This is a genomic window from Bradyrhizobium sp. MOS002 (genome assembly GCF_003020115.1).
GTDB lineage: Bacteria > Pseudomonadota > Alphaproteobacteria > Rhizobiales > Xanthobacteraceae > Bradyrhizobium.
The window spans coordinates 557,735-580,332 of sequence record NZ_PYFX01000002.1; the positions used below are offsets into that span (position 1 = coordinate 557,735).

Annotated in this window: 22 protein-coding genes and 1 pseudogene; 16 read left to right on the top strand and 7 right to left on the bottom strand. The window is 63.8% G+C overall.

Features of this window, described 5'->3' with window-relative positions:
• Nucleotides 1-868 precede the first annotated feature (868 nt).
• Both C7G41_RS07300 and C7G41_RS37315 read left to right on the top strand, forming a co-directional pair.
• Nucleotides 869-1,117, top strand: a complete 249-nt coding sequence (locus tag C7G41_RS07300; RefSeq protein ID WP_106942189.1) for a hypothetical protein — start codon at nucleotides 869-871, stop codon at nucleotides 1,115-1,117.
• 224 nt (nucleotides 1,118-1,341) lie between these two features.
• Complete coding sequence (locus C7G41_RS37315; protein WP_158267992.1) at nucleotides 1,342-1,515, top strand: hypothetical protein; 174 nt, start codon at nucleotides 1,342-1,344, stop codon at nucleotides 1,513-1,515.
• A gap of 366 nt (nucleotides 1,516-1,881) precedes the next feature.
• On the opposite strand, the pseudogene C7G41_RS07305 reads toward C7G41_RS37315, so the two are convergent.
• From C7G41_RS07305 to C7G41_RS07325, 5 genes and pseudogenes are all read right to left on the bottom strand, one after another.
• Nucleotides 1,882-2,061: pseudogene (locus C7G41_RS07305) on the bottom strand (SOS response-associated peptidase); the annotation flags it as partial.
• A gap of 26 nt (nucleotides 2,062-2,087) precedes the next feature.
• A complete protein-coding gene (locus C7G41_RS07310) occupies nucleotides 2,088-3,959 on the bottom strand; it encodes a HAMP domain-containing sensor histidine kinase (RefSeq protein WP_106941912.1) in 1,872 nt (623 codons plus the stop codon).
• A 13-nt stretch (nucleotides 3,960-3,972) separates the two neighbouring features.
• The gene (locus C7G41_RS07315; RefSeq protein ID WP_106941913.1) at nucleotides 3,973-5,313 is read right to left on the bottom strand and encodes a carbohydrate porin; all 1,341 of its coding nucleotides are present in this window, start codon (nucleotides 5,311-5,313) and stop codon (nucleotides 3,973-3,975) included.
• Between the two features lie 613 nt (nucleotides 5,314-5,926).
• The gene (locus tag C7G41_RS07320; protein WP_106941914.1) at nucleotides 5,927-7,351 is read right to left on the bottom strand and encodes a methyl-accepting chemotaxis protein; all 1,425 of its coding nucleotides are present in this window, start codon (nucleotides 7,349-7,351) and stop codon (nucleotides 5,927-5,929) included.
• A 109-nt stretch (nucleotides 7,352-7,460) separates the two neighbouring features.
• Entirely contained in the window at nucleotides 7,461-9,209 is a 1,749-nt protein-coding gene (locus tag C7G41_RS07325; protein ID WP_106941915.1) for a methyl-accepting chemotaxis protein, read from the bottom strand.
• A 205-nt stretch (nucleotides 9,210-9,414) separates the two neighbouring features.
• Between C7G41_RS07325 and C7G41_RS07330 the strand changes: the two genes are divergently transcribed.
• From C7G41_RS07330 to C7G41_RS07360, 7 genes are all read left to right on the top strand, one after another.
• Complete coding sequence (locus C7G41_RS07330; protein ID WP_106941916.1) at nucleotides 9,415-10,161, top strand: YebC/PmpR family DNA-binding transcriptional regulator; 747 nt, start codon at nucleotides 9,415-9,417, stop codon at nucleotides 10,159-10,161.
• A 226-nt stretch (nucleotides 10,162-10,387) separates the two neighbouring features.
• Nucleotides 10,388-10,915 carry a crossover junction endodeoxyribonuclease RuvC gene (gene ruvC / locus C7G41_RS07335; protein ID WP_007599969.1) on the top strand — a complete coding sequence of 176 codons (528 nt, stop codon included), beginning with the start codon at nucleotides 10,388-10,390 and terminating at the stop codon, nucleotides 10,913-10,915.
• Complete coding sequence (ruvA, locus tag C7G41_RS07340; RefSeq protein ID WP_027515524.1) at nucleotides 10,912-11,529, top strand: Holliday junction branch migration protein RuvA; 618 nt, start codon at nucleotides 10,912-10,914, stop codon at nucleotides 11,527-11,529. Before ruvC ends, ruvA begins: the two co-directional genes overlap by 4 nt.
• Nucleotides 11,530-11,683: 154 nt before the next feature.
• Nucleotides 11,684-12,718, top strand: coding sequence for a Holliday junction branch migration DNA helicase RuvB (gene ruvB, locus C7G41_RS07345; protein WP_018454589.1), 1,035 nt, complete (start codon nucleotides 11,684-11,686; stop codon nucleotides 12,716-12,718).
• Between the two features lie 129 nt (nucleotides 12,719-12,847).
• A complete protein-coding gene (locus tag C7G41_RS07350) occupies nucleotides 12,848-13,765 on the top strand; it encodes a metallophosphoesterase (RefSeq protein ID WP_106941917.1) in 918 nt (305 codons plus the stop codon).
• A 114-nt stretch (nucleotides 13,766-13,879) separates the two neighbouring features.
• The gene (gene ybgC, locus C7G41_RS07355; RefSeq protein WP_245446480.1) at nucleotides 13,880-14,284 is read left to right on the top strand and encodes a tol-pal system-associated acyl-CoA thioesterase; all 405 of its coding nucleotides are present in this window, start codon (nucleotides 13,880-13,882) and stop codon (nucleotides 14,282-14,284) included.
• Nucleotides 14,285-14,361: 77 nt separating this feature from the next.
• Complete coding sequence (locus C7G41_RS07360) at nucleotides 14,362-14,829, top strand: nuclear transport factor 2 family protein (protein WP_106941919.1); 468 nt, start codon at nucleotides 14,362-14,364, stop codon at nucleotides 14,827-14,829.
• Between the two features lie 118 nt (nucleotides 14,830-14,947).
• Here C7G41_RS07360 and C7G41_RS07365 read toward each other — a convergent pair whose 3' ends face one another.
• Both C7G41_RS07365 and C7G41_RS07370 read right to left on the bottom strand, forming a co-directional pair.
• On the bottom strand, nucleotides 14,948-15,667 hold the full coding sequence (locus tag C7G41_RS07365; RefSeq protein ID WP_106941920.1) for a type 1 glutamine amidotransferase: 720 nt from the start codon (nucleotides 15,665-15,667) through the stop codon (nucleotides 14,948-14,950).
• Between the two features lie 23 nt (nucleotides 15,668-15,690).
• On the bottom strand, nucleotides 15,691-16,617 hold the full coding sequence (locus tag C7G41_RS07370) for a LysR family transcriptional regulator (RefSeq protein WP_106941921.1): 927 nt from the start codon (nucleotides 16,615-16,617) through the stop codon (nucleotides 15,691-15,693).
• 151 nt (nucleotides 16,618-16,768) lie between these two features.
• On the opposite strand from C7G41_RS07370, the gene C7G41_RS07375 reads away from it, so the two are divergent.
• From C7G41_RS07375 to C7G41_RS07405, 7 genes are read left to right on the top strand one after another with little or no spacing between them, the layout of a single operon-like run.
• Nucleotides 16,769-17,725 (top strand): N-carbamoyl-D-amino-acid hydrolase, encoded by a 957-nt coding sequence (locus C7G41_RS07375; RefSeq protein ID WP_081747991.1) that lies wholly within the window; start codon nucleotides 16,769-16,771, stop codon nucleotides 17,723-17,725.
• Between the two features lie 35 nt (nucleotides 17,726-17,760).
• Nucleotides 17,761-18,585 (top strand): ABC transporter substrate-binding protein, encoded by an 825-nt coding sequence (locus tag C7G41_RS07380; RefSeq protein ID WP_106941922.1) that lies wholly within the window; start codon nucleotides 17,761-17,763, stop codon nucleotides 18,583-18,585.
• Nucleotides 18,582-19,439: an amino acid ABC transporter permease gene (locus C7G41_RS07385; RefSeq protein WP_199198239.1), complete on the top strand. Its 858-nt coding sequence runs from the start codon at nucleotides 18,582-18,584 to the stop codon at nucleotides 19,437-19,439. Before C7G41_RS07380 ends, C7G41_RS07385 begins: the two co-directional genes overlap by 4 nt.
• Nucleotides 19,436-20,200: an amino acid ABC transporter ATP-binding protein gene (locus C7G41_RS07390; protein ID WP_106941924.1), complete on the top strand. Its 765-nt coding sequence runs from the start codon at nucleotides 19,436-19,438 to the stop codon at nucleotides 20,198-20,200. The genes C7G41_RS07385 and C7G41_RS07390 overlap by 4 nt, the downstream gene beginning before the upstream one ends.
• Before the next feature lie 15 nt (nucleotides 20,201-20,215).
• The gene (locus tag C7G41_RS07395) at nucleotides 20,216-21,031 is read left to right on the top strand and encodes an ABC transporter substrate-binding protein (protein ID WP_106941925.1); all 816 of its coding nucleotides are present in this window, start codon (nucleotides 20,216-20,218) and stop codon (nucleotides 21,029-21,031) included.
• On the top strand, nucleotides 21,018-21,902 hold the full coding sequence (locus C7G41_RS07400; protein ID WP_106941926.1) for a polysaccharide deacetylase: 885 nt from the start codon (nucleotides 21,018-21,020) through the stop codon (nucleotides 21,900-21,902). The genes C7G41_RS07395 and C7G41_RS07400 overlap by 14 nt, the downstream gene beginning before the upstream one ends.
• 8 nt (nucleotides 21,903-21,910) lie before the next feature.
• The gene (locus tag C7G41_RS07405) at nucleotides 21,911-22,561 is read left to right on the top strand and encodes an aspartate/glutamate racemase family protein (protein ID WP_106941927.1); all 651 of its coding nucleotides are present in this window, start codon (nucleotides 21,911-21,913) and stop codon (nucleotides 22,559-22,561) included.
• Nucleotides 22,562-22,598 lie beyond the last annotated feature (37 nt).

Consider the following 22,598-nt stretch of genomic DNA (forward strand, 5'->3'; position numbering starts at 1 on the left):
GCGGTAACCGCCGCCACCCCGATAGGCACCTCCGCCGCGTCGAGCCTCGGCATCATCGGGGATCAAGCAGGCGATGAGCAAAACGAAAGCGGCGAGAGGAGCGAGAATATAGCGGAGCATAACGGAACCCTTCCATGAATCCTTTAAGCCCCGCTCGCGAGATTGCGGCTCTCTCCGCGGCGGGAGGTTGATGTAGATCAATCGAACCCGCGCACTGCTGGCGCGCGGCAAAGGTTTACCCACGATGGATTAAACCTCCCAGTTTCTTGAGGTTAGGACGGGCAACGGCTCGCACCATCACCGCGTCATCGTCACCACGGCGGTAGGCGACGGGACGGCAGGCACCGCACCGATGGCGGCAGGCGCGCGACACCGCGAGAGCGGCAGGCATCACGACCGGAGGATAATCCCGTCGAAGATGAAGTTCCGCTTGGCACAAACTGCATAGTGCCAAGCGTTGATCTGCAACAAGGCATGCCGAAATCGCATATTCCCAGTGTTACTTGGTTGGATAACATCCGTGCGTGAATGGGGGCAGGATTTACCGCGAGCAGTACGAGGAATGTCGAGCTGAGGCGGCCAAGGCTAACAGCCCATCCAGCAAGGCACAGTGGCTGTTGTTCGCCGACGAGTGGCTAAAGCTGGCCTTGGCCGCCGAGGCCCAGTCGCAACACGACACGGGCAATCCGGTCGCAGCTAAGTAAGGCCGCTTTAGGCAAACGGGTCAGGCAGCGCCCGACGAGCGCAGGACGTTTCTTTGATTTGCGTCAACGTCAGCATCCTTTGCGCTCACGCTATGCTTGTTCAGCCGCATCTGAGGGGGCCCCCCGTCATCGAGGACCGGCGACCGAGACCGGGCGATCACGGCATGAAACACACTTGGTACGTCACCTTTGAAGTGCCGCCGGATGGCACGTTGTCAAAACGGCGACATCCGCGCTTAACCAAGACTTTTGAGACCGAAGCTGCGGCGAAGGATTTTGCGCGAACCAAATTCAACGACGGACTGATTGTCACTGCGGGGACCATCATCCCTCACGTTCCGAGAGTGGCGATACCGTCAGTGGATATTCCAGCGTGGCTCGGAAGCGCGCGCCAAGTTGATCCAGATCAATAATTCGGCTTGCAACGATAATGACATGCTCCGTGGCAGGAAACCGGAGCAAGGAAATGGTTCAAGATTCAAACGCCAAACAGGTCTGTCGGCGCAGCGCACTCGCTTTTCTTGGCTGCGCGGCTGCATTTGGAGTTGTCGCCTCGTCAGCAATTCTGACGGCGTCTGAGGTGGAAGCCCAAGCCACCACCACGCCTGCCACGCCAACGACGCCGCCCGCAGACGCGGTGAAGTCTGGCACAGAGCGGCGCCAGGAACGGCGAAGCGGACGCACAGAACGACGACAGGAACGCCGCACGGGACGCGCCGAGCGGCGCCAGGAACGGCGCACCGGGCGCGACGAGCGGCGGGACGCACGCGACGGCACCACTACCGGCGCCGCGACCGAGCAGAAGAAGTAATCGTTCATCGGGGTAACAACAGCATCGGCCCGCGCCAGCGCGGGCCGATGGAAGGCCGTACATCGCGCCGCCAGCGCAGGGCCACAGAACCGGGCAAAGGCCGGGCAGCGGATCAGCCCCCACGCGTCGCGATCTGCGGGCCAAATCCCACCGAGACGACGCGCGCGATCAGGAACCGCGCGCAAGGGACACTATACGAACACCGACATCGGTTTGCTCTTTGTGTCAGTCAATTAAATGGAGCCGCATGTTCCGAAGGAGAGAGGGGAGGAGGAGAGGATGAAAATTTCGGAATAATAGCATCCTGCGCATGTTTTGCCCGACGGCGCAACGGCCGCACGAGACGCCCGGCGAGGGACATCGCAGTCATGCTGCCGCCGCGCTATCCTCTTTGTCGGCCCCACGCATCACGATCCTCAGCGCGTCGTCCGGCAGCGGTCGCTGCGAGGCCTTGGCCTCATCCCATGGCGCGCGCGTCCGCACGTCCCGCTCCTCGTCGGTGATCAGGATCGCCGGCACCGCCTTCGGATGGATAGGGTCGACCACGCGTTTGGCGCACGGCCCGTTTTGGGTCAACCGACAATGGGAAGCCTGATCCGGAACCTCGCGCCGCCGTGATCGCGATTTTCGGCCGAGATGCGCCCGTTGTGCGCTTCGATAATGGTGCGCGCGATGGATAGCCCCATGCCCATGCCTTCCGCCTTGCTGGTGAAAAACGGCTCGAAAACCTCGTTTAATTTGTCTTCGGGAATGCCGGGCCCGCGATCCGACACGGATAACTCCGCAAACTTCTCAACGCGCGAACTCCGGATGCTGATGCTGCGATGTTCAGGCGGCGTATCCTTCATCGCCTCGATGCCGTTCATTACAAGGTTCAGAACAACCTGTTGAAGTTGAATGCGGTCGCCGAGGATCGGAAGCGCAATCTGCGTAGTCAGGCTGGTCAATTCGATCTGTCGTGCGATGGCCAGTGCTGAAAGAAAATCTACGGTTTCCCGCACAACACCGTTGAGGTCCAATTCTATCGGGTCGAAGGGAGCCTTTTTCATCAGGCTTCGTAACCTTCGAATGACTTCGCTGGCGCGCTGATCATCCCGCAGAATATCGCCCAGGATTTCACTTAGTTCGGCAAGGTCCGGATTGCGGGATTTAAGCATCGCCTGTGCCGTTTCGGTATTCGTCAGAATGGCCCCGAGCGGCTGATTTATTTCATGGGCAATCGTCGCAGTAAGTTCCCCAGCGGTTGAGAAGCGGTTGACGTGGGCAAGTTCTCTCATTCGCTGCCGCGCTTGCACTTCCGCCAACCGACGCCGACGATGTGCGTTCAGCAGGGCCAAGATTAACCCAGCTTGCGCGAGAAGAATGGCAGTGATCAGCACGATTTGTGAGGAATAACGCTGCCACGCAGTTTGCTCCCGAAACATGATTTCGCTCCCCGGCGGGAGGCGACTCTCGCTGATGTTCCAGCGCTGAAGTAGTCGCCAATCGTATTTCGGTGCTGAAAATCCGATGGGATTGATGCCGCTGATCTTCTCGCCTCCCAACATGCGCATGGCAACAGCAGCCATTGGCTGGGCGCCCTCAGCCGGTGAGAACATCGGACCGCCTACGACCTGACCGACAAAATAAGACTGATCGAATGAAAAAATGGGAGCGTTGGCGACTTCATAGATGCGCCTCAATGGCTCCTTGTCCCCATACACGGCACCTGCGCCGTCGATCGCCAACTGCTGATAAAAAAGTGCAGTGTGCGGTGGCAAAGTCGCAACTGCCTTCAGTATATCCGCTAACGGCTGTTCGCCGTAAAAGATCAATTCAACGTTGTTTTTCTTCAGCAGTGGACCGACTATCCGCTGGTGCTCGCCAACCCAAAAGCGCTCACCGGGGGAGTTTCCGAGGATGATCGCGATTGCTTTTGTCTCCGGCAACAGCCGCAAAATGTTTTCAAAAGCGGCGACTTGATCGTATCGCGCCCCGGCCAACGCGTCCCGCTCCGACAACATGGATGGCTCAACCCGCCGCACCTCGACTGCGGCAAGCAGCATCGGCGTTGTCGGATAGAGGTTTGGCCTGTGCTGCTGGACGAAGAGGGCAGCGGGTGCACCTAGAGCGACGATCAAATCTGGCGGCCGTTGAGCATAGAGCGCCTTAAGATACTCAACAAATTTCGCATCGGCGGCGTCGTCCCCATCCAGCGCCGTGACGAGCGAGTGTTCCTGAATGTTCAGCGGCCAAGGGGATTGTTTGTTGAGTTCTCTCTGAATTTCCCTGCTCCATGCGGCTCCCTGCTCAAAATTCGGGCCGAATGTATGAAGCAGCAAAACCTTTTTCGGTTGAGCGGTAATCTCGCCAGACCGGGGTTCGGCCGTTGTGCCACCCGTTGAGACGACGAGCACGACGACGGCAGCGACCCACACGCAAACGCGCCGCTTTAGCGAGGTCATCGCGATGGTCGCCTCACCAGTACATCGTCGCATTGGCTAACACGTTGAGGGCACTCCCGGTCTTCGGCGTATAGACCACCGGCGTGGGGTTATTGGTGTATCCGAGCCCGATGCCCACGCGGATGCCGGGCGCAACGGGTGCATAATAGGCTGCAGTTATCGAAAAATTTTCGGTATGCGCGAGCTGGCCGCCTCGCACGGCGGCATCGACCAGATATTGGCTGAAGACATTACAGGAGATAACCAAGGATACCATATCGCCCGGCCGGGAGGGCAGCAGACCTATCCCATAGAGGCGTGCCTCATAGTACTCGCTGACGCGATTGAATTCCGGCGGAGCGTACATCGCGGTTAGACCAGCGTACCACCCCCTCGCAGTCTGACCTTCGACTGGAGCAAGTTGGACAAATTGTCGATCCGCCAAAAGATAGGCTGCGTAATTCCCGGCATTCCGCCCGCCGAATTCGAAATCGACATATCTGCTGGTGTTGATGATGGCTGCGGCACGCACCCAGGTCGCGAGCTGGCCGGGGGCGGCCTCCTTGCGATAGCCAACCTCGTTGATCGCGAGAAATCCACTGTTCGGCGTAGACCAGTCCAGGCCGGTCGGGTTGGCAGCCTTCTCGGCGAAGGGGCCATCCGGGCTGCTCGCCACCTGCACACCGAATTTGTCATATAGCCCCTCCGGGCCGTTGACCTTGATGTTGATCGCCGGTTTCGCCCAGGCCCAGGCGCTTAGACCCGCCGCGACCGGAATTTGTCCGCTCGGTCCAAAAATGCTGGACGACAAATTGCCTGCCAGAAATGGTCCCCAATACTCCACGACATTGGCTAGATAGCCGACCTTCAATTCCACCTGCCGATTCAGGAAGGTCTGATAATAACTGAGCGTCGCCAGGCTGAATGCGTTCGGCCCGGCGGGCTCCCAGGTATCATAGTTGTAGATGCCGCCAACCACGATCTGCCCGTCGGAAATCCCGTATCTGCTGAGGTCGTAAGTCATCTGCATGACGTTATTCGTGAAGAAGGTCGGCTTCTGACCGTTATAAACCTGCTGGCCGAACGTGCTCCGTTCTGCAGGCAGCATGTTGTTGTAAAAGTTGTTGTTGGTGTAGCCGACGTAGCCGATCCCGAGCGCCGCAAGACTTGATCGGATGCCAGCGAAATCGGGGTCGATGGTGTCCTGCGGGCCGGGCAGCGCAACGATGAGCCCCTTGATCCGAAGCGACTGGAAGTCAACTTTTGGCGCGACTGGCGCGGGGCCGAATGCGGTGTCTTCGGTCAGTTCTGCAGCATGACAAGTCGCCCGCAGAAGGAAGCCAGCACAAATCGATAATGCGAACGCCTTCAACATGCGGTCCCAATCGCAACGCGAGGTGCACCATCACGCTGGCACGGTTAGCAGACCTCATCAAGTGATAGAGATGATGAGCTTTTGCGACCGCAAATGTGCTTGCTTCTACAGCGGGGCGCATGTCTTCGACATGCGAAATCGCGCACCGTCATGGGCTTCCGGAGGACTGCTGGAACATGCCCCACAATTTAGTACCAACCCGCAACGCAACCTGAAAAATGCCCGGGTGAAATATCTTCAATCTAAGGGGTTGCGGGGTCCCCCACGTTTCTATGCCCTTCAAAGGACCCGGCCCCGACACCGCTTGAGACAGTCTCTGCGGCGTTGCGCGGAAAAATTACCTTGTGAATTCAGGGAGTTTAACGGCGTTCTCGAAAACGGCTTCTGTCACAAGGGGAGAGGGAAGAGGAGGAATGGAAATTTCGGAATAGTAGCAGTATGCGCCTGTTTTGCCCGACGGCGCAACGGCCGCACGAGCGCCTGGACGAGCGATTTTATCAGGCGCTTAAGCCATTGATTCTGCTCGCGCCGGCTACTGTGCATGGGGTTGTTTTCGAGGTTTTTGATTCAGGGACGCCATGCGTCGCCGTCGTAAGCGCGTCGCGACGACCCGTCAGCTCTGCCGAAAGCCCATCCGGAAGGCGCCCCAGTGCTTGCCGCGGATCATGATCGGCGAGGACAGGTCCTTCATCAGCACGAACTGCCCGCCGCCCATGTCGCGGCGATAGGTCTGGAGCAGGAACGGCTTGGTGTTGGCCGCGACCTTCTGCACCGTGCGATCGGTGAACAGGCGGCGGTTGCGGCAATTGGCGTTATTCCAGACCGGGTCCTTGCCCTGCGGCAGGCGGTAGTTCGGGTTGTGCGTCGGCAGATAGCCGCCCTTGGCCCAGGCGACGCAGAACACGATGCGGGGATCGGATTTCTGGATCGGATCCTGGATCGCGGGCAGCACGCGGTCGGTGAAGTCGACATAGTTGGTGTTGTACTGCTTGGGATCGGTGCCGGGAATCTCCCGGTAGTTCTCGTCCATGAACTGGTCGAGCGTGATCTCGCCGCGGCCGATGGCGGCTTCGAACTCGTCCGAGATCCGCTTGGCGGTCTCGACGACGATGCGGATCAGCGGCGCATCCGATGTCTCGACGCCGCTGTCGGCGATCAGCGCGATCAGGCCTTCGGAGGTGTCGAGCAGTTTGGTCACGCGCTGATCGGCGTTCTTGAGATCGCGCGAGGAGAGGTCGACGCCCCTGGCGAGCTCGTTCAGCTCGCTGATGACGGTGTCGCAATGTCCGAGATTGGAGGTTGCCGCGCGCGTGACGCTGCCGATCTCCGCTTCCACGGAGGCGAAGCCCTGCTGGACCCGCGAGATGATGCCGGAGATCCGCTGGGCGCCTTCGCCGGCGGTCTTCGCGCGCTGCGAGGCATCGCTGCTCTCGCCGATCAGGCCTTCGATCTGGCCGTCGAGATCGCGCACGGTGTCGGAGATCTGGTGCGTGGCCTGGCGGGTGGCTTCCGCGAGGTTCTTGACCTCGCTTGCGACCACCGCGAAGCCGCGGCCGGCATTGCCGGCGCGTGCCGCTTCGATGGTGGCATTGAGCGCGAGCAGATTGGTCTGCTTCGCGATCGCCTCGATCGAGCCGGACACTTTTGCGACCTGTGCCAGCGCGGAGCCGACGGCGCTCAAGCGCGCCTCGATCCGCTCCACGGCTGCGACGAGTTCGGAGATGTGGCTGACCGCGGCGTCGACCGCGCCGCGCGACTGCGCGATCTCGCCGACCGCCGCTGACGTCGTCGTTTGCACCGCCTGTGACGCATTGGCGATGTCGTGATTGGCCGAGACCATCGTCTCGGCGGTTTCCTGGAGGTGATGGAACCGATCCGACTGGTTCGCGACGCGGTTGGCGACTTCCTGGACGTTGCCGGCGATGTCAGCGAGTTCCACGCCGAGGCCGCCGATGCGGTCGGCGAGCTGATCGATCAGCCGTTCGGCAAGCGTTCGGTTGGAGCCGGTGTCCAGTACTGCAAGTTGTACGACGGACATGTCTTGAGAGTCCTCCAGTCAGAGCCGTTCGCCGGCTCTCCGCGGCATTCCCATTCCAATATCGATCTTAGGAGGTGATTCGCGCTTTGGCGTCTTGCCTGAGCGCGCACTAGAGCTTGTAGGCCGTCCTGAATCCGCCCCAGTGCCGGCCCTGCACGCGGATCGGAACGTCGATCTCGCGCATCATCACCGTATTTCCGTTGCCCATGTCGCGCGCATAGCTCTGCACCAGATACGAGCGCAGGTTGCGCGCGGCAGCCAACCCCGCCGGATCGTTGAACATCCGCCGGTTGCGGCTGTTGGCCGTGTTCCAGGCGGCATCGCCCGGGCGCTGCGGATGCGAATAGATTCTGTTGTGCACCGGCAGGAAGCCGTTGCGATCGACCATGGCGCAGAACGCCAGGCGCGGGTCCTTTGCCAGAAAAGCTTCCTGGAACGCCGGCAGCGCGCGGTCGGCCCAGTCCAGATATCTGGTGCGGTACTGCTGCGGATCGGTGCCGGCGATCTCGACATAATCGGTGTCGAACAGGTCGTCGATCTTGACCTCGCCGCGTGCGACCGCCTGCTCGAAGATCGCGGTCAGTGCGTTGCCCGCTTCCATGGCGCGGGTTACAAATTCCGTGTTCTCTTCGTGGATCGACCACAGCCGGTCTTCGATCTTCTCGCGGAGCTCGGCATTGGGACTAACGAAGTGCGCGCGGGCGCCGGCCTTGGATTGCTCGACCACGCGCAGGCGGCAGGCGCCGACGCCTTCGAGGGTGCCTTCGACCATGGCTTGCGATGCAAGGCGGCCCGCATCCGCGCCGCCGATCAGCACTCCCTCCATCGATATCTCGTAGACCGGCATCACGCCGCGCGCGGTCTCGAACTTGAGATGGCAGGGCAGCCGCTCGGTCTTGCGGCGGTCGTCGTGCTCGCTCTGCTTGAGCAGTACCGCGCAGCGCGATTTCAGCTTCTGCGCGAAGGTGGTGACCGCCCTGCCGGCGCTGGCGACGTTCTCGCCGTGGCTCTCGGCCGCCTTGGTCGCAGCATCGATCTCGGCTGCGCTTTCGCCGACCGAGATGATGAATTCCGAGGCGCTGGTCGCGCTGCCGGAGACTTCGCTGGTGGTGGCGTTCTGTTCGGCGACCGCGCCGTTGACGGTCGCGAAGACCGGGCGGATGGCCTCGATCGCCTGCGAGATGCGGTGCACCGCATCCGCGGAGCCGGCGGCGTCGCGCTGCAGCGCGTCGATCTTTTTGGTGATCTCCTCGGTCGCACCCTGGGTCTGCACCGCGAGTGCCTTGACCTCGGTGGCGACGACCGCAAAGCCTCTTCCCGCCGCGCCCGCGCGCGCGGCCTCGATGGTCGAGTTGAGCGCGAGCAGCGTCGTCTGCCGCGCGATCTGTGCGATCAGATTGACGACGTTGCCGATGGCGGCCGAGGATTCGCGCAAGCGATCGACATTGGCGCGGGCTTCCTGTGCTGCGGCGCTGGCCTCGTCGGCGAGCTTGCCGGCCTCGCGAACCTGCGCGCCGATGCCCAGCGCCGACTGGGTGAATTTGTCGCCGGCATGGGCGAAGGTGGAGGCGTTCGATTGCGCGGCGTTGGTCCGGCCGGTCAGCGCGTCGGTGCGGTCGCGGATGGCGGCAAGCGTCGTGGCGGTCGCCTCGGCGCCGCCCGCCACCGAATTGGCGGCGCGCTCGAGCTGGCGAATCATGGCGCCCAGCTCGAGTTCCAACAGTTCCAGGATCTCCTTGGCGGAATCGGCTTCGACGACCGCGGCAGGCTCGGAATGGGCCACCGGCTGCGCAGCCTGCGGGACCGCCGCAGTTGCAGCCATTTCCGGCAGACGCTTCCGAAATAGTCCGAATGCCATCAGGTCTCTCTTGTCGGGGGACGGTCGGACGCTATTTTCGCAGGCTGGAATGAAATCAGGGTTAACGATGCCTGACATCTAGGCAGGGGCTAGTACGGTGTTACCTTAAAGTCGTAGAGCCTCTTTCTTTCCGGTGGGGTGGCGGCCTATAAGGCCGCGCTTCCCCACGCTCACCTTGGCACGATTCCCCTAGAGAAGTTCACGCATGGCCGGACATTCCCAATTCAAGAACATCATGCACCGCAAGGGGCGGCAGGATGCCCAGAAGTCGAAACTGTTCGGCAAGCTGGCGCGGGAAATCACCGTCGCGGCCAAGCTGGGGACGCCCGACCCCAACATGAACCCGCGCCTGCGTGCCGCCATCACCGCGGCGCGCCAGGAGAACATGCCGAAGGACAATATCGAGCGCGCCGTCAAGAAGGCGCTCGGCAGCGACGGCGAGAATTATGACGAGATCCGCTACGAGGGTTACGGCCCCGGCGGTGTTGCCGTCATCGTCGAGGCGCTGACCGACAATCGCAACCGTGCGGCTTCCGACATCCGCTCCTTCTTCACCAAGTCCGGCGGCAATCTCGGCGAAACCGGCTCGGTCTCCTTCATGTTCGACCGCACCGGCATCATCGAATACGACCGCAGCGTCGCCTCCGACGATGCGGTGCTGGATGCCGCGATCGAGGCCGGCGCCGACGACGTGATCTCGAGCGAAGGCGGCCACGAGATCTACGCCTCGACCGAAGGCTATCGCGACGTCGCCAAGGCGCTGGAGGCCAAGTTCGGCGAGCCGCGCAAGGCCGCGCTGATCTGGAAGCCGCAGAACACCGTCGCGGTCGACGACGAGACCGGCGAGAAGCTGTTGAAGCTGATGGACCTGCTCAACGAGCACGACGACGTCCAGCACGTCTACGCCAATTTCGAGGTGTCGGACGCGCTGCTGGCGAAGATGGGCGGCTGAGGACCGAATTCCGCTGTCGTCGCCCGGCTTGACCGGGCGACCCAGTATTCCAGAGACGCCAGAGGTATACGGACAGGCCGCGGCGTACTGGATACCCCGCTTTCGCGGGGTATGACGCCGGTGTGTGCGGCGGATAGCGCGGCACGCTCCTACGAGACCGGCTTTCCCCTGTTACTTTCGTTCTGTTTCTGTTTCCCCCACCGCAGCCAGCCGCTATCACTGGCCCATGACGACGCTCCCGATTCGTGGCCCCGTTCGCATCATCGGCATCGACCCTGGCCTGCGCCGCACCGGCTGGGGCGTGATCGAGGCCGAGGGCAACCGCCTGATCTACGTCGCCTGTGGCTCGGTGGAGCCGCCCGACGATTTGCCGCTGGCGAGCCGGCTGCTCGCGATCCATGAGGGGCTCGCCGCCGTCCTCTCCGGTCACAAGCCGATGGAAGCCGCGGTCGAGCAGACTTTCGTCAACAAGGACGGCGTCGCGACGCTGAAGCTCGGCCAGGCCCGCGGCGTCGCCATGCTCGCGCCCGCGATGTTTGGTATCAGCGTTGCCGAATACGCGCCGAACCAAGTGAAGAAGACGGTGGTCGGCGCCGGCCACGCCGACAAGCAGCAGATCGCGATGATGCTCAAGATCTTGCTGCCCAAGGCCGATCCGCCCTCCGCGGACGCCGCCGACGCGCTCGCCATTGCAATCACCCATGCCCATCATCGCCAGAGCACCGCGCTGCGGCTGAAGGTGGCAGGGTTATGATCGGCAAGCTCAAGGGCCTGATCGATTCCTACGGCGAGGACTTCGTCATCCTCGACGTCGGCGGTGTCGGTTATCAGGTGCACTGCTCGACGCGCACGCTGCAGCATCTGCCCTCGCCGGGCGAGGCCGCCGTGCTGTCGATCGAGACCTATGTCCGCGAGGATCAGATAAAACTGTTCGGCTTCCGCAGCGACCAGGAGCGCGAGTGGTTTCGCCTGCTCCAGACCGTGCAGGGCGTTGGCGCCAAGGTCGCGCTCGCCGTGCTCGGCACGCTGCAGCCGTCCGACCTCGCCAACGCGATCGCGTTGCGCGACAAGGCCGCGGTGGCGCGCACGCCCGGTGTCGGCCCCAAGGTCGCCGAGCGCATCGTCACCGAGTTGAAGGACAAGGCGCCGGCCTTCGCCAATGTCGATCCGGCGGTCGTGCACCTCGCTGGCGCCGTCGACGACCAGCGCGCGCCGCGGCCCGTCGCGGATGCGATCTCCGCGCTGGTCAATCTCGGCTACGGCCAGCCGCAGGCGGCCGCGGCCATCGCATCGGCATCGCGCAGCGCCGGCGAGAGCGCCGAGACCGCGCAGCTCATTCGGCTGGGCCTGAAGGAGCTGTCGAAGTGAGTGCGGAAATGGTCAATCTCGTAGGGTGGGCAAAGCGAAGCGTGCCCACCATCTATAGAGCGATCAGCGACATGGTGGGCACGGCGCGAAGAGCGCCTTTGCCCACCTACGATTTTCGGGAGTCCGCTGAGTGAGCGATCCCAAGGCCAACCGCATGGTCACGCCCGAGCGCCGCAGCGATGATGTCGGCGACACTGCGCTGCGCCCGCAATCGCTGTCCGACTTCGTCGGCCAGCAGCAGGCGCGCAAGAATCTGTCCATCTTCATCGAGGCGGCGCGCAAGCGCGGCGAGGCGCTGGATCACGTGCTGTTCGTCGGTCCCCCCGGTCTCGGCAAGACCACGCTGGCGCAGATCGTGGCCAAGGAGCTCGGCGTCGGCTTTCGCGCCACATCAGGTCCGGTCATCGCCAAGGCCGGCGATCTCGCAGCACTCCTCACCAATCTCGAAGAGCGCGATGTGCTCTTCATCGACGAGATCCATCGCCTGAGCCCGGCGGTGGAGGAAGTACTCTATCCCGCGATGGAGGATTTTCAGCTCGACCTCATCATCGGCGAGGGCCCGGCGGCGCGCTCGGTGAAGATCGAGCTGTCGAAATTCACCCTCGTCGGCGCCACCACGCGCGCCGGCCTGCTCACCAATCCGTTACGTGATCGTTTCGGCATTCCGGTCCGGCTCAATTTCTACACGATCGAAGAGCTTGAGAGCATCGTCACCCGTGGCGCCCGCGTGCTCAACGTTGGCATGAGCGCGGATGGCGCCAACGAGATCGCGCGCCGCGCCCGTGGCACGCCGCGTATCGCCGGCCGGCTGCTGCGCCGCGTGCGCGATTTCGCCTCGGCGGCCGATGCCGACAGGATCGATCGCAAGATTGCCGACCACGCGCTGAGCGCGCTCGAGGTCGACGCGGCCGGCCTCGATGCCATGGACCGCCGCTACCTCACGACCATCGCGCAGAACTATGGCGGCGGCCCGGTCGGCGTCGAGACGATGGCCGCCGCTCTGTCCGAGCCACGCGATGCGATCGAGGACATCATCGAGCCCTATCTGATCCAGTGCGGCTATCTGCAGCGCACCCCGCGCGGCCGCCTGCTCACCTCGCACGCTTTCCGCCATCTCGGCATCAGCGAGCCCTCGCGCGATGCGGCGGCACAGTTCGGCCTGTTCGGCACCGACGAGAGCGACGACTGATCTGCGCAAGTACGCACTGCTCGGACCGTCATGAATTTCCGGTGATCTCGTGCAGACGGTCTGCACAAACGCACCCCATTTCCGCTCCAATAGGATCGCATCAAGAAGCCGCATCACGATCGGGCTGCCATGATCACGCGCCGTCATTTCTTCCGTTCCATCGGCGGCCTGTCCGCCCTCGGCGTCTCGACCGCGGCCTATGGCGTCGGCGTCGAGCCGATGCTGCGGCTTCGCGTCACCCGTTATCATCCAACCCCAAGGCAATGGCCGGCGGATTTCCCGCTGAAGATCGCCGTGATCGCCGACATCCATGCCTGCGATCCCTGGATGTCGCTGGAGCGGATCGAAGCCATCGTCGATCGCACCAATGCGCTCAACGCGGATATCATCGTGCTGCTCGGCGACTATGTCGCCGGCCTGCACCAGGTCACGCGCATCATTCCGGCGAGTGAATGGGCCAAGGTGCTTGCCGGCCTGAAAGCGCCGCTCGGCGTCCACGCCGTCATGGGCAATCATGACTATTGGGCCGACAGGACCGTGCAGCAGGCAGGCCACGGACCGACGGTCGCGCATCGCGCGCTGGAGACGGCCGGCATTCCCGTCTACGAGAACGACGTCGTGCGGCTCACCAAGGATGGCCGCGCGTTCTGGCTCGCCGGCCTCGGCGATCAACTCGCCTTTCTGCCGGCGCGACGGTTCCGGAGCACGGGGCGCTTCGGCGCCGACGATCTCAACGCGACGCTTGCCAAGGTCACCGACGATTCGCCGATCATCCTGCTCGCGCACGAGCCCAATATCGCGCCGCGCGTGCCCGCCCGCGTCGCGCTGCAACTGTCCGGCCACACCCATGGCGGCCAGGTCCGCCTGCTCGGCTGGTCGCCGGCGGTTACGCCGCAGCACGGCCTCCGGCTCGCCTACGGTCATGTCCGGCTGAAATGCGACGTCATCATCTCCGGCGGCCTCGGTTGCAGCATTATGCCGCTCCGCGTCGGCGTGCCGCCGGAGATCGTCGAGGTGACGCTGGGGCGAGGGCCTTTGGTCGTCTAGCGACGCTTGCGCAGCCGGCCATTTTTGCGCAAAACGGGCTGGTTACCCAAATGCGAAGAGGCTCGCGACGTGACAGCTCATCTCGACGGCGAGATCCGCGACGGCCGCCACCACATGCAGGTCCGCGTCTACTACGAAGACACGGATTTTTCCGGCATCGTCTATCACGCCAACTATTTGCGCTTCATGGAGCGTGGACGGACCAATCATCTGCGGCTGATGGGCGCCGAGCAGCAGGCATTGTTCGAGCAGGCCGAGTCGGAAGACGCAAGCTTCGCCTTCGTGGTGCGTTCGATGCATCTCGATTTCCTCAAGCCTGCCCGGATGGACGACGTGCTCGATGTCGTGACCTGGCCGGTCGCCGTGAAGGGCGCCTCCATCATGCTGGCGCAGGAAGTTCGCCGCGGCGAGGACGTGCTGGTGAAAGCCGAGGTGCGCGTCGCTTTCATCAGCGGCGGCCGCGCCCAGCCGATCCCGAAGTCCATCCGCGCCTTGATGAAGGCTGATCTGATTTCGTGATCGGGCGATAGCGGACGGCCTCTCGACTCCCCCGCGCGCGGCGATAGATTGCACTCCCGCCAACAGATGAGGCCATCATGTCGCGCCCGCCGCTTCCACCCTTCACACGTGAGACCGCCGCGCAAAAGGCGCGCATGGCCGAGGATGCCTGGAATTCGCGCGACCCGGTGCGCGTCTCGCTGGCCTATACCGAGGACAGCCGCTGGCGCAATCGCTCCGAGGTTTTTCAGGGGCGCGAAGCCATCGTCGCGTTCCTCACCCGCAAATGGGAGAAGGAGCACGACTACCGCCTGATCAAGGACCTCTGGGCGTTTGATGAAAACCGCATCGCTGTGCGCTTCCAGTACGAATGGCACGATGCCAGCGGCCAGTGGCACCGCTCCTACGGCAACGAGCAGTGGGAGTTCGACGAGCACGGCCTGATGCGGCGGCGCGAGGCCTCGATCAACGACGTGGCGATTGCAGAGAAGGACCGGCGGTTTCACTGGCCGGCACCGGGGCCGAGGCCTGCGGACGTAGCGGGGTTGGGGACGGATCCGTTCTGAACCTTGCAAACAACTCTCGCCCCTCATGGTGAGGAGCCGCAAAGCGGCGTCTCGAACCATGCAGGCCCCGTTGCTGCATCCGGGCCTCGATCCTTCGAGACGCGCGCAAGCGCGCTCCTCAGGATGAGGGGATGGATTTGCGCGCCAGAAACCTCGTAATCGCCCCACCAAGCTTGGCGTGGTCCATCGGCTTCGCCAGCGACTCCCTCGCGGTGGCAACGACCGCGTCCGGCGCCTTGCCGTCGCGCAGCTCGCAGCACACTTGCGCAAACTCGACGTCGAACTCCGGATGCGGCTGCAGGGTGAGCGTCGCGCCGTTGGCGTAGAGCAGGCCGGCATGCGGGGTGAAGTCGGAGGAGAGGATCGTCAGCGCATCGTTCGGCGGCTCAATCACCTGGTCCTGATGCGAGCAGGCGATGGCGACCGCTTCGCCGTCGACGACACCGTTGTCCGGCAGCACCTGATAGACGTGCCGGCCGATGCCCCAGCCCTTCTCCGACTTGAGCACGGTGCCGCCGAGCGCCTGCGCGATCAACTGATGACCGAAGCAGATGCCGACCATCGGTGTCCTGCTGGCGTAGGCCGTGCGCACGAAATCTTCCAGCGGCGCGATCCAGTCGAGCCCGTCATAAACGCCGGCGGCCGCGCCGGTGATCAGCACCGCCTCCAAATTGCGCGGATCGGGAAGCGCATCACCGTTCGGGATGCTGACGATCTCGACCGTCGCAGCCGGGTCCTCGGCGCGGACCATGCGCTCGAACATGTCCGGGAACGACCCGTGGCGCTCGCGATATTTTTGGGGGACCTGCCCGGTCTCGATGATGGTGATGCGTCCCATGTGCCCTCGGGTAAAGGTTAAGGTCAGTCGCTTCCTGCCCCATGTTGCTGGTGTGGCGCTGTACGCTCCAGCAGCGCACTCTCTTTCCGGACCTCGTTGAGAAACGCCTTGGCCAGGCGCGACAGCGGCTCGGCTTCCGACCATAGCATATAGGCCACGGCGTGCGTCGTCGGCGCGAACGGCCGCACGACGAGGCCGGTCCCGCCGTTCTGCCGCGGCGAGAAGGGATCGACCACCGCGGCGCCGACGCCGGCGGCTGCGAGCACGCAGGCCGTGTTGCAGTAGCGCACCTCGACAGTCGGCCGGAACGGCGCGCCGGCACGGGCAAAACTGTCGCGCACGGCTTCACCGAGCCGCGTGCCGCGCTCGAGCCCGATGAAGGGCAGGCCGGACAGGTCCGAGGCCGAGATCACCGGCCGGTCGGCGAGCGGGTGCTGCGGCGGCAGCACGCACACCATCTCGCCGGTGTGCACCACCTCATGGGCGATACCTGGATGATGTGTCAGCCCGAGCGCGAAGCCGAGCTCGGCGACGCGGTTGAGCACGCCTTCGATAATGCCCTCATAGCGCCGCACGTCGAAGAACACCCGCGTCTCGGGGCGACGGCGCAGGAAGCCTGACAGCGCCGAGGGGATGATGCTGTAGGCGAGGGGCGGCGTCGCGACCAGCGCGAGATGCCCGGAGCGGTTCTCGCGTAGATCGCGCACGCGGTTCTCGAGCTTTGCGTGCAGCGCGAAGATCGCCTCGCTCTCCTTGTAGAGCGCCATCGCTTCCGTGGTCGGAAACAGCCGGTTGTTGACGCGTTCGAACAGCGCAAACCCCGCCTGCGCCTCCATCGTCTTCAGCGCATTGCTGACGGCAGGCTGCGACAACGCCAGTTCGTCAGCGGCCGCAACCGTGGTGCGGTGGCGGATGACGGCACGGAGAATCTCGAGCTGGCGCAGGTTCATATCACTGCCGATTATACTCTGGGCCAAAACATCATAGCAGAACGAATTGATTTTGTAGCCCCGCTTCCGCGTAATGGCCGCGGATTTGCACGTCGCATCAAAGGGTTCATCCGCCCATTGAGGCGCCATAGCGCACAGATTGGAGGCAATCTTGGTTCGTGTCCTTCGCGCCGCCGCCGCACAGATGGGGCCGACGCAAAAAGCCGATACGCGCGAGCATACGCTGTCGCGGATGCTTGCGCTGCTAGAGGAGGCGGCCGGCCGCGGCGCCAGCCTCGTGGTGTTTCCCGAGCTTGCTTTCACGACATTCTTTCCGCGCTGGCTGCTCGAAGGCGAAGCGCTCGACCATTATTTCGAACGCGGCATGCCGAACCCGAACGTCGCCGCCTTGTTCGACCGTGCGCGTGCGCTGCGCGTCGGCTTCTATGTCGGTTATGCCGAGTTGACGCCGGACGGACGCCGCTACAATTGCGCCGTCCTGGTCGATCGCGATGGCGAGTTGCTCGGCCGCTATCGCAAGGTGCACCTGCCGGGCTCGGTCGAGCCGCGACAAGGTGCGCGCTACCAGCAGCTCGAGAAGCGCTATTTCGACTATGGCGACCTCGGCTTTCCCGCCTTCCGCGCTGGCTCAGCCTGGGCCCACGCCATCATGGGCATGATGATCTGCAACGATCGCCGCTGGCCGGAATCCTGGCGCGTGCTTGGTCTGCAGGGCGTCGAGCTTGTCTGCATCGGCTACAATTCGGCGGCCTACGATCCCAATGGCGGCAGCACGGAAGATGCCTCCTTGCGCACCTTCCACTCCACGCTGGTGACGCAGGCCAATGCCTACATGAACGCGACCTGGGCGATCTCGGTGGCGAAGGCAGGCGAGGAGGACGGCTCCGGGCTGATCGGCGGCTCCTGCATCGTCGATCCCAATGGCCGCATCGTTGCGCAGGCCGCAACGCTGACTGACGAGGTGATCGTCGCCGACATCGATCTCGACCTCTGCCGCCAGGGCAAGGACAAGATGTTCAACTTCGCTGCGCACCGGCGGCCGGAGCAATACAGGGTGATCACCGAACGCGCCGGCGTCATCGAACCCGCGGTTCTCGACGCGGACTGACAGGACGTTCCAACAACGTTGGCAAGGGAGCTGACATGACACGCCTCTCGTATTTCCTCGGCATCGCAGCGTTGGCGGCCATGACCTCCGCGCAAGCGGCGGAGCTTCCGGCGGAGATCAAGCAGGCGGGCGCGTTGAAGCTCACGGTCAACTCCACTTACGCGCCGATGGAATACCGCGATCCCGCGACCAACGAGCTCGTTGGGCTCGACATCGATCTGGCGAACGAGCTCGCCAAGCGCCTCGGCGTGAAGATCGTCTGGAGCGAGACGCCGTTCGCCGAATTGATCCCGTCGCTCCAGACCAGGCGCGCCGATTTCATCATCTCCGGCATCTCCGATCGCGCCTCGCGGCGCGAGACCGCGGATTTCGTCGATTATCTCGGGACCGGCCCGCAGTTCTTCGTGATGGCGGAGAACGAAGCCAAGGCTGCGACCGATCTCTGCGGCAAGAAGGTCGGGACCACCCGCAGCACCAGCTTCCCGGTCGAGATCGAGAAGTGGAGCAAGCAGAATTGCGAGCCGGCCGGCAAGCCGGCGATCCAGTACGTGCCGGGCGAGAACTCGATCGACGTCCGCAACCAGCTCAAGCAGGGCCGCATCGACGCCGCCGTACAGGGTAGCGAGACGTTGCCTTATGCGCAGACGCAGGAGCCCGGCAAATACCGCGTGATCGGCGAGCCTTTCGCCAAAGGATATCAGGGCATCATGTTCCGCAAGGACGATGCGGCGCTTCGTGAGGTGGTGACCGAGAAGCTCACCGCCATGATCGCCGACGGCTCCTACAAGGCCGTTCTCGACAAATGGGGCCTCGGCGCCAACGCGGTCGCCCAGCCCATGCTGAACGCGGCGCCGCAATGAAGCCGGCACCGGCACTCGCGGAGGGTTTTCCCGATCTGTCGGGGATGCGGATCGCGCGCGAGCCGCATTGGTTTCGCTGGCTCAGCGCAGCGCTGATCGTTTTTGTGATCGCATTGATCGTTCGCGCCTTTGCGGGCGGCCAGATCGAATGGTCCTATGTCAGCCGCTTCCTGACCGCGAAGGTCATCCTGGAAGGCATCGTCAACACCATGGTGATGGCGGTGCTGGCGATGGCGCTCGGCATTTTCCTCGGCGTGGTCGTCGCGATCATGCGGCTGTCGCCCAACCCGGTGCTGAAGACGGTCGCCGCCGGCTACACCTGGTTGTTCCGCGGCACGCCGCTGATCCTGCAACTGCTGCTGTGGTTCAATCTTGCGCTGGTGTTTCCGACCATCGGCATTCCGGGCCTGTGGAGCGCGCGCGCCGTCGACGTCATGACGCCGTTCCTTGCCGCGCTGCTCGGGCTCGGCATCAACCAGGGCGCCTATACGTCGGAAGTGATGCGCGCCGGCATGCTGTCGGTCGATATCGGGCAATATGAGGCCGCGCAGGCGATCGGCATGGGACGTTTGCGCGCGCTGCGCCGGATCGTCCTGCCGCAGGCGATGCGGGTGGTGATCCCGCCGCTCGGCAACGAGTTCATCGGCATGGTGAAGGCGACCTCGCTCGCCAGCGTCATCCAGTATCCGGAACTGCTGCACAACGCCGAAAACATCTACTACGCCAATTCGCGCGTGATCGAGCTCCTGATCGTCGCCGGGCTCTGGTACCTGCTCGTCGTCTCGGTCCTGACGCCGCTCCAGATGCTGCTCGAACGCCGTTTTGCGCGTGGCACATTGCAGTTTGCGCGATGACAAAACCCCTCGTTGCCATCCGTTCCGTCGCCAAGAATTTTGGTGAGTTCCAGGCTCTCAAGAGCGTCACGCTCGACGTCTGGCCCGGCGAGGTGATGTGCCTGATCGGCGCCTCCGGTTCCGGCAAGACCACACTGCTCCGCTGCATCAACCAGCTTGCGGCGATCGACAGTGGCGGCATCTGGCTCGACGGCGAGCTCTTGGGCGTGCGCGAGCAGGGCGGGCGGCTCCATCGTCTTACCGAGCGCGAGATCGGGCGGCAGCGGTTGAAGACCGGCATGGTGTTCCAGCGCTTCAACCTGTTTCCGCACAAGACCGCGCTCGAAAACATCACCGAAGGCCCGCTCCAGGTTCAGGGCCGAAAATCCGACGAGGTGCGCGCCGAGGCGATCGAGCTGCTGCGGCGCGTCGGATTGTCGGCCAAGGCGGACTCGTACCCCGCCCAGCTCTCCGGTGGCCAGCAGCAGCGCGTCGCGATTGCCCGGGCGCTGGCGATGAAGCCGATGCTGATGCTGTTCGACGAGCCGACCAGCGCGCTCGATCCCGAGCTCGTCGGCGAGGTCTTGGCGGTCATGAAGGAGCTGGCGCGGAGCGGCATGACCATGATGGTCGTGACGCACGAACTCGGCTTCGCGCGCGAGGTCGCCGACCGCGTCGTCTACATGGACCAGGGCGCGATCATCGAGCAGGGGCGCGCATCCGATGTCTTGGGCGCGCCGCGCGAGGAGCGCACCAGGGAATTTCTTTCGGCAGTGATCTAGCATGGGGGCGTATTGATGAAGAGACTTCTGGTTACGGCGGCACTGGTTGGCGCCATGAGCGCGCCGGTCATGGCGGTCGAGCTGCCGGCGGACATCGCCAAGCGCGGCAGCATCAAGGTCGCGCTGGTGCCTAACTATCCGCCGATGGAGTTCCGCGATCCCGCCACCAACGCGTTGTCCGGTTTCGACATCGATCTCGGCGAGGCCATCGGCCGCAAGCTCGGCGTCAAGATCGAATGGCAGGAGACCAGCTTTGCCGAGTTCATGCCGTCGATCTCGACCGGGCGGGTGGACGCCATCCTGTCCGGCTTCACGGACTATGCCAGCCGGCACGAGATCGCGTCCTTCGTCGATTATTTGCGCAGCGGTCCGCAGTTCTTCGTGCAGCAGTCGCGCAAGGCGGAGTTCAAGGACGCAGCCGCGCTCTGCGGCAAGAAGGTCGGTGCCAGCCGCCGCACCATGTTCCCGGCGCAGATCGCAGCCTGGAGCGAGAAGAATTGCGGCACCAATCCGATCCAGTTCGTGGGCACCGACGGCTCGGCCGACGCCCGCACCCAGCTCAGGCAGGGCCGCATCGATGCCGCCGCCCAGGGCAACGAGACGCTGCCCTACATCATGGACCTCGAGCCCGGCACCTATGCGACTGTGGGCGAGCCCATTGCGCAGCAATTCACCGGGATCGCTCTGCCGGTCAAGGAAAAGGCGCTGCAGCAAGCCATGCTGGAGGCGGTCGAGGCGCTGATCGTGGATGGCACCTATCGGACGCTGCTCGCCAAGTGGAAACTGACTGACAACGCACTCGAAAAGGCGACCATCAATGCTGGACAGTAAGGCACTCCAGAGCATTCCGCTCGTTCCGGCCAACACCGCGGATCCTGCGCCGGAATACCCTTGGCCGAAGCCGTACAATTCGGCGATGTTCCTGTCGTTCGACGTCGACGCGGAGAGCGCCTGGACCAGCAAGGACGCAGGTCACGCGCAGCGGCTCATCACCATGAGCTATGGCGGCTATGAGGCGCGCGTCGGTACGCCGAAACTTCTGGAGCTGCTCGACCAGCTCGATCTCAAGGCGACCTTCTTCGTCACGGGATGGTCGGTCGACGCGCATCCGGCGATGGCTGAGGCCATTCTCAAGGCCGGCCACGAGATCGGCCACCACGGCTATCACCATCTGTTGCCCGATCCCGGCGATCCCTGGATCGAAGAGGAGCTGGAGCGCGGTTTCGAGGCGCTCAAGCGCCGGCTTGGCGTCAGGCCGACGGGCTATCGCGCGCCCTATGGCGAGTTTACCGAGGAGCTGCGGGTGGCGCTGGTGCGCCACGGCATCATCTACACCTCCTCGTTTCGCGACGACGTGCGGCCCTATCGGCATCGTCTCGCCGACGGCAAGCCGGGCACGATCGAGCTGCCGGTGACCGCAAGCTATGACGACTGGATGCACGGCCTGTCCGCGCGCTTCAGCCCGCGCTCGATTTTCCCCAAGGAGCATGTGCTTTCGATCTGGAAGGACGAGCTTGACGAAGTCCGCGACTGGGGCGCGATGGTAACGACCGTGCTGCATCCACAATGCAGCGGCCGACCGATGCGGCTGCGCCTGCTGCGTGAGTTCCTGACTTACGTAAAGTCGTGCCCGGACGTCTGGATCACGACCGGTGAGAAGATCGCGGCCAACTTCCTGCGCCACGAGGCCGGAAAAAGCTGAGCCACGCCATGACCCGCATCCTCGTCATCAACCCCAACTCCTCCGCATCGGTGACGGCGGCGATCGATGACGCCGTCGCGCCGCTGCGCCTCGCCGGCGGACCTGAAATCGAGGTCGTCGGCCTTGCCGAGGGGCCGCCCGGCATCGGTTCGCAGCGCGATGCCGACAGCGTGGTCATGCCGCTAGTCGATCGCGTCACGCGCGACGATGCGGATGCCTTCGTGCTGGCCTGCTTCAGCGATCCCGGTCTGCATGCGGTGCGCGAAGCGGCCGGCGGGCGCCCGGTGATGGGCATCGCCGAGTGCGGCATCTTTCGCGCGCTGATGCTGGGCGAACGTTTCGGAATCATCGCGCTGTCTCCGTCGAGCATTCGTCGCCAGCAGCGCATGGTGCGCGTCATGGGTGTCGATAGCCGTTACGCCGGAAGCTGGTCGGTCGGCGCGAGCGCGGCCGAGACGGCAGGCGCGGACATCCGGGGGCGGTTGATCGAAGCCGGCCGCGCGCTGGTCTCGCAATGCCGCGCCGATGTCGTGGTGATGGGCTGCGCCGGCATGGCGTCGCATCGCGCGGCGATTGCGGATGCCATCGGCGTTCCCGTGGTCGAGCCGGCGCAGCAGGCGGTGGCCGCTGCGATCGGCGCGGTTTTGTTGAATATCTGAAACGCCAATGCTGCAGTTCGATCTCTTCAGGAACTTC

Excerpts from the sequence above, each read along its gene's own strand:
- C7G41_RS07300 (WP_106942189.1), top strand. The coding sequence starts at position 869 with ATGAAACACACTTGGTACGTCACCTTTGAAGTGCCGCCGGATGGCACG.
- C7G41_RS07310 (WP_106941912.1), bottom strand. The coding sequence starts at position 3,959 with ATGACCTCGCTAAAGCGGCGCGTTTGCGTGTGGGTCGCTGCCGTCGTC.
- C7G41_RS07315 (WP_106941913.1), bottom strand. The coding sequence starts at position 5,313 with ATGTTGAAGGCGTTCGCATTATCGATTTGTGCTGGCTTCCTTCTGCGG.
- C7G41_RS07320 (WP_106941914.1), bottom strand. The coding sequence starts at position 7,351 with ATGTCCGTCGTACAACTTGCAGTACTGGACACCGGCTCCAACCGAACG.
- C7G41_RS07325 (WP_106941915.1), bottom strand. The coding sequence starts at position 9,209 with ATGGCATTCGGACTATTTCGGAAGCGTCTGCCGGAAATGGCTGCAACT.
- C7G41_RS07330 (WP_106941916.1), top strand. The coding sequence starts at position 9,415 with ATGGCCGGACATTCCCAATTCAAGAACATCATGCACCGCAAGGGGCGG.
- ruvC (WP_007599969.1), top strand. The coding sequence starts at position 10,388 with ATGACGACGCTCCCGATTCGTGGCCCCGTTCGCATCATCGGCATCGAC.
- ruvA (WP_027515524.1), top strand. The coding sequence starts at position 10,912 with ATGATCGGCAAGCTCAAGGGCCTGATCGATTCCTACGGCGAGGACTTC.
- ruvB (WP_018454589.1), top strand. The coding sequence starts at position 11,684 with ATGGTCACGCCCGAGCGCCGCAGCGATGATGTCGGCGACACTGCGCTG.
- C7G41_RS07350 (WP_106941917.1), top strand. The coding sequence starts at position 12,848 with ATGATCACGCGCCGTCATTTCTTCCGTTCCATCGGCGGCCTGTCCGCC.
- ybgC (WP_245446480.1), top strand. The coding sequence starts at position 13,880 with ATGCAGGTCCGCGTCTACTACGAAGACACGGATTTTTCCGGCATCGTC.
- C7G41_RS07360 (WP_106941919.1), top strand. The coding sequence starts at position 14,362 with ATGTCGCGCCCGCCGCTTCCACCCTTCACACGTGAGACCGCCGCGCAA.
- C7G41_RS07365 (WP_106941920.1), bottom strand. The coding sequence starts at position 15,667 with ATGGGACGCATCACCATCATCGAGACCGGGCAGGTCCCCCAAAAATAT.
- C7G41_RS07370 (WP_106941921.1), bottom strand. The coding sequence starts at position 16,617 with ATGAACCTGCGCCAGCTCGAGATTCTCCGTGCCGTCATCCGCCACCGC.
- C7G41_RS07380 (WP_106941922.1), top strand. The coding sequence starts at position 17,761 with ATGACACGCCTCTCGTATTTCCTCGGCATCGCAGCGTTGGCGGCCATG.
- C7G41_RS07385 (WP_199198239.1), top strand. The coding sequence starts at position 18,582 with ATGAAGCCGGCACCGGCACTCGCGGAGGGTTTTCCCGATCTGTCGGGG.
- C7G41_RS07390 (WP_106941924.1), top strand. The coding sequence starts at position 19,436 with ATGACAAAACCCCTCGTTGCCATCCGTTCCGTCGCCAAGAATTTTGGT.
- C7G41_RS07395 (WP_106941925.1), top strand. The coding sequence starts at position 20,216 with ATGAAGAGACTTCTGGTTACGGCGGCACTGGTTGGCGCCATGAGCGCG.
- C7G41_RS07400 (WP_106941926.1), top strand. The coding sequence starts at position 21,018 with ATGCTGGACAGTAAGGCACTCCAGAGCATTCCGCTCGTTCCGGCCAAC.
- C7G41_RS07405 (WP_106941927.1), top strand. The coding sequence starts at position 21,911 with ATGACCCGCATCCTCGTCATCAACCCCAACTCCTCCGCATCGGTGACG.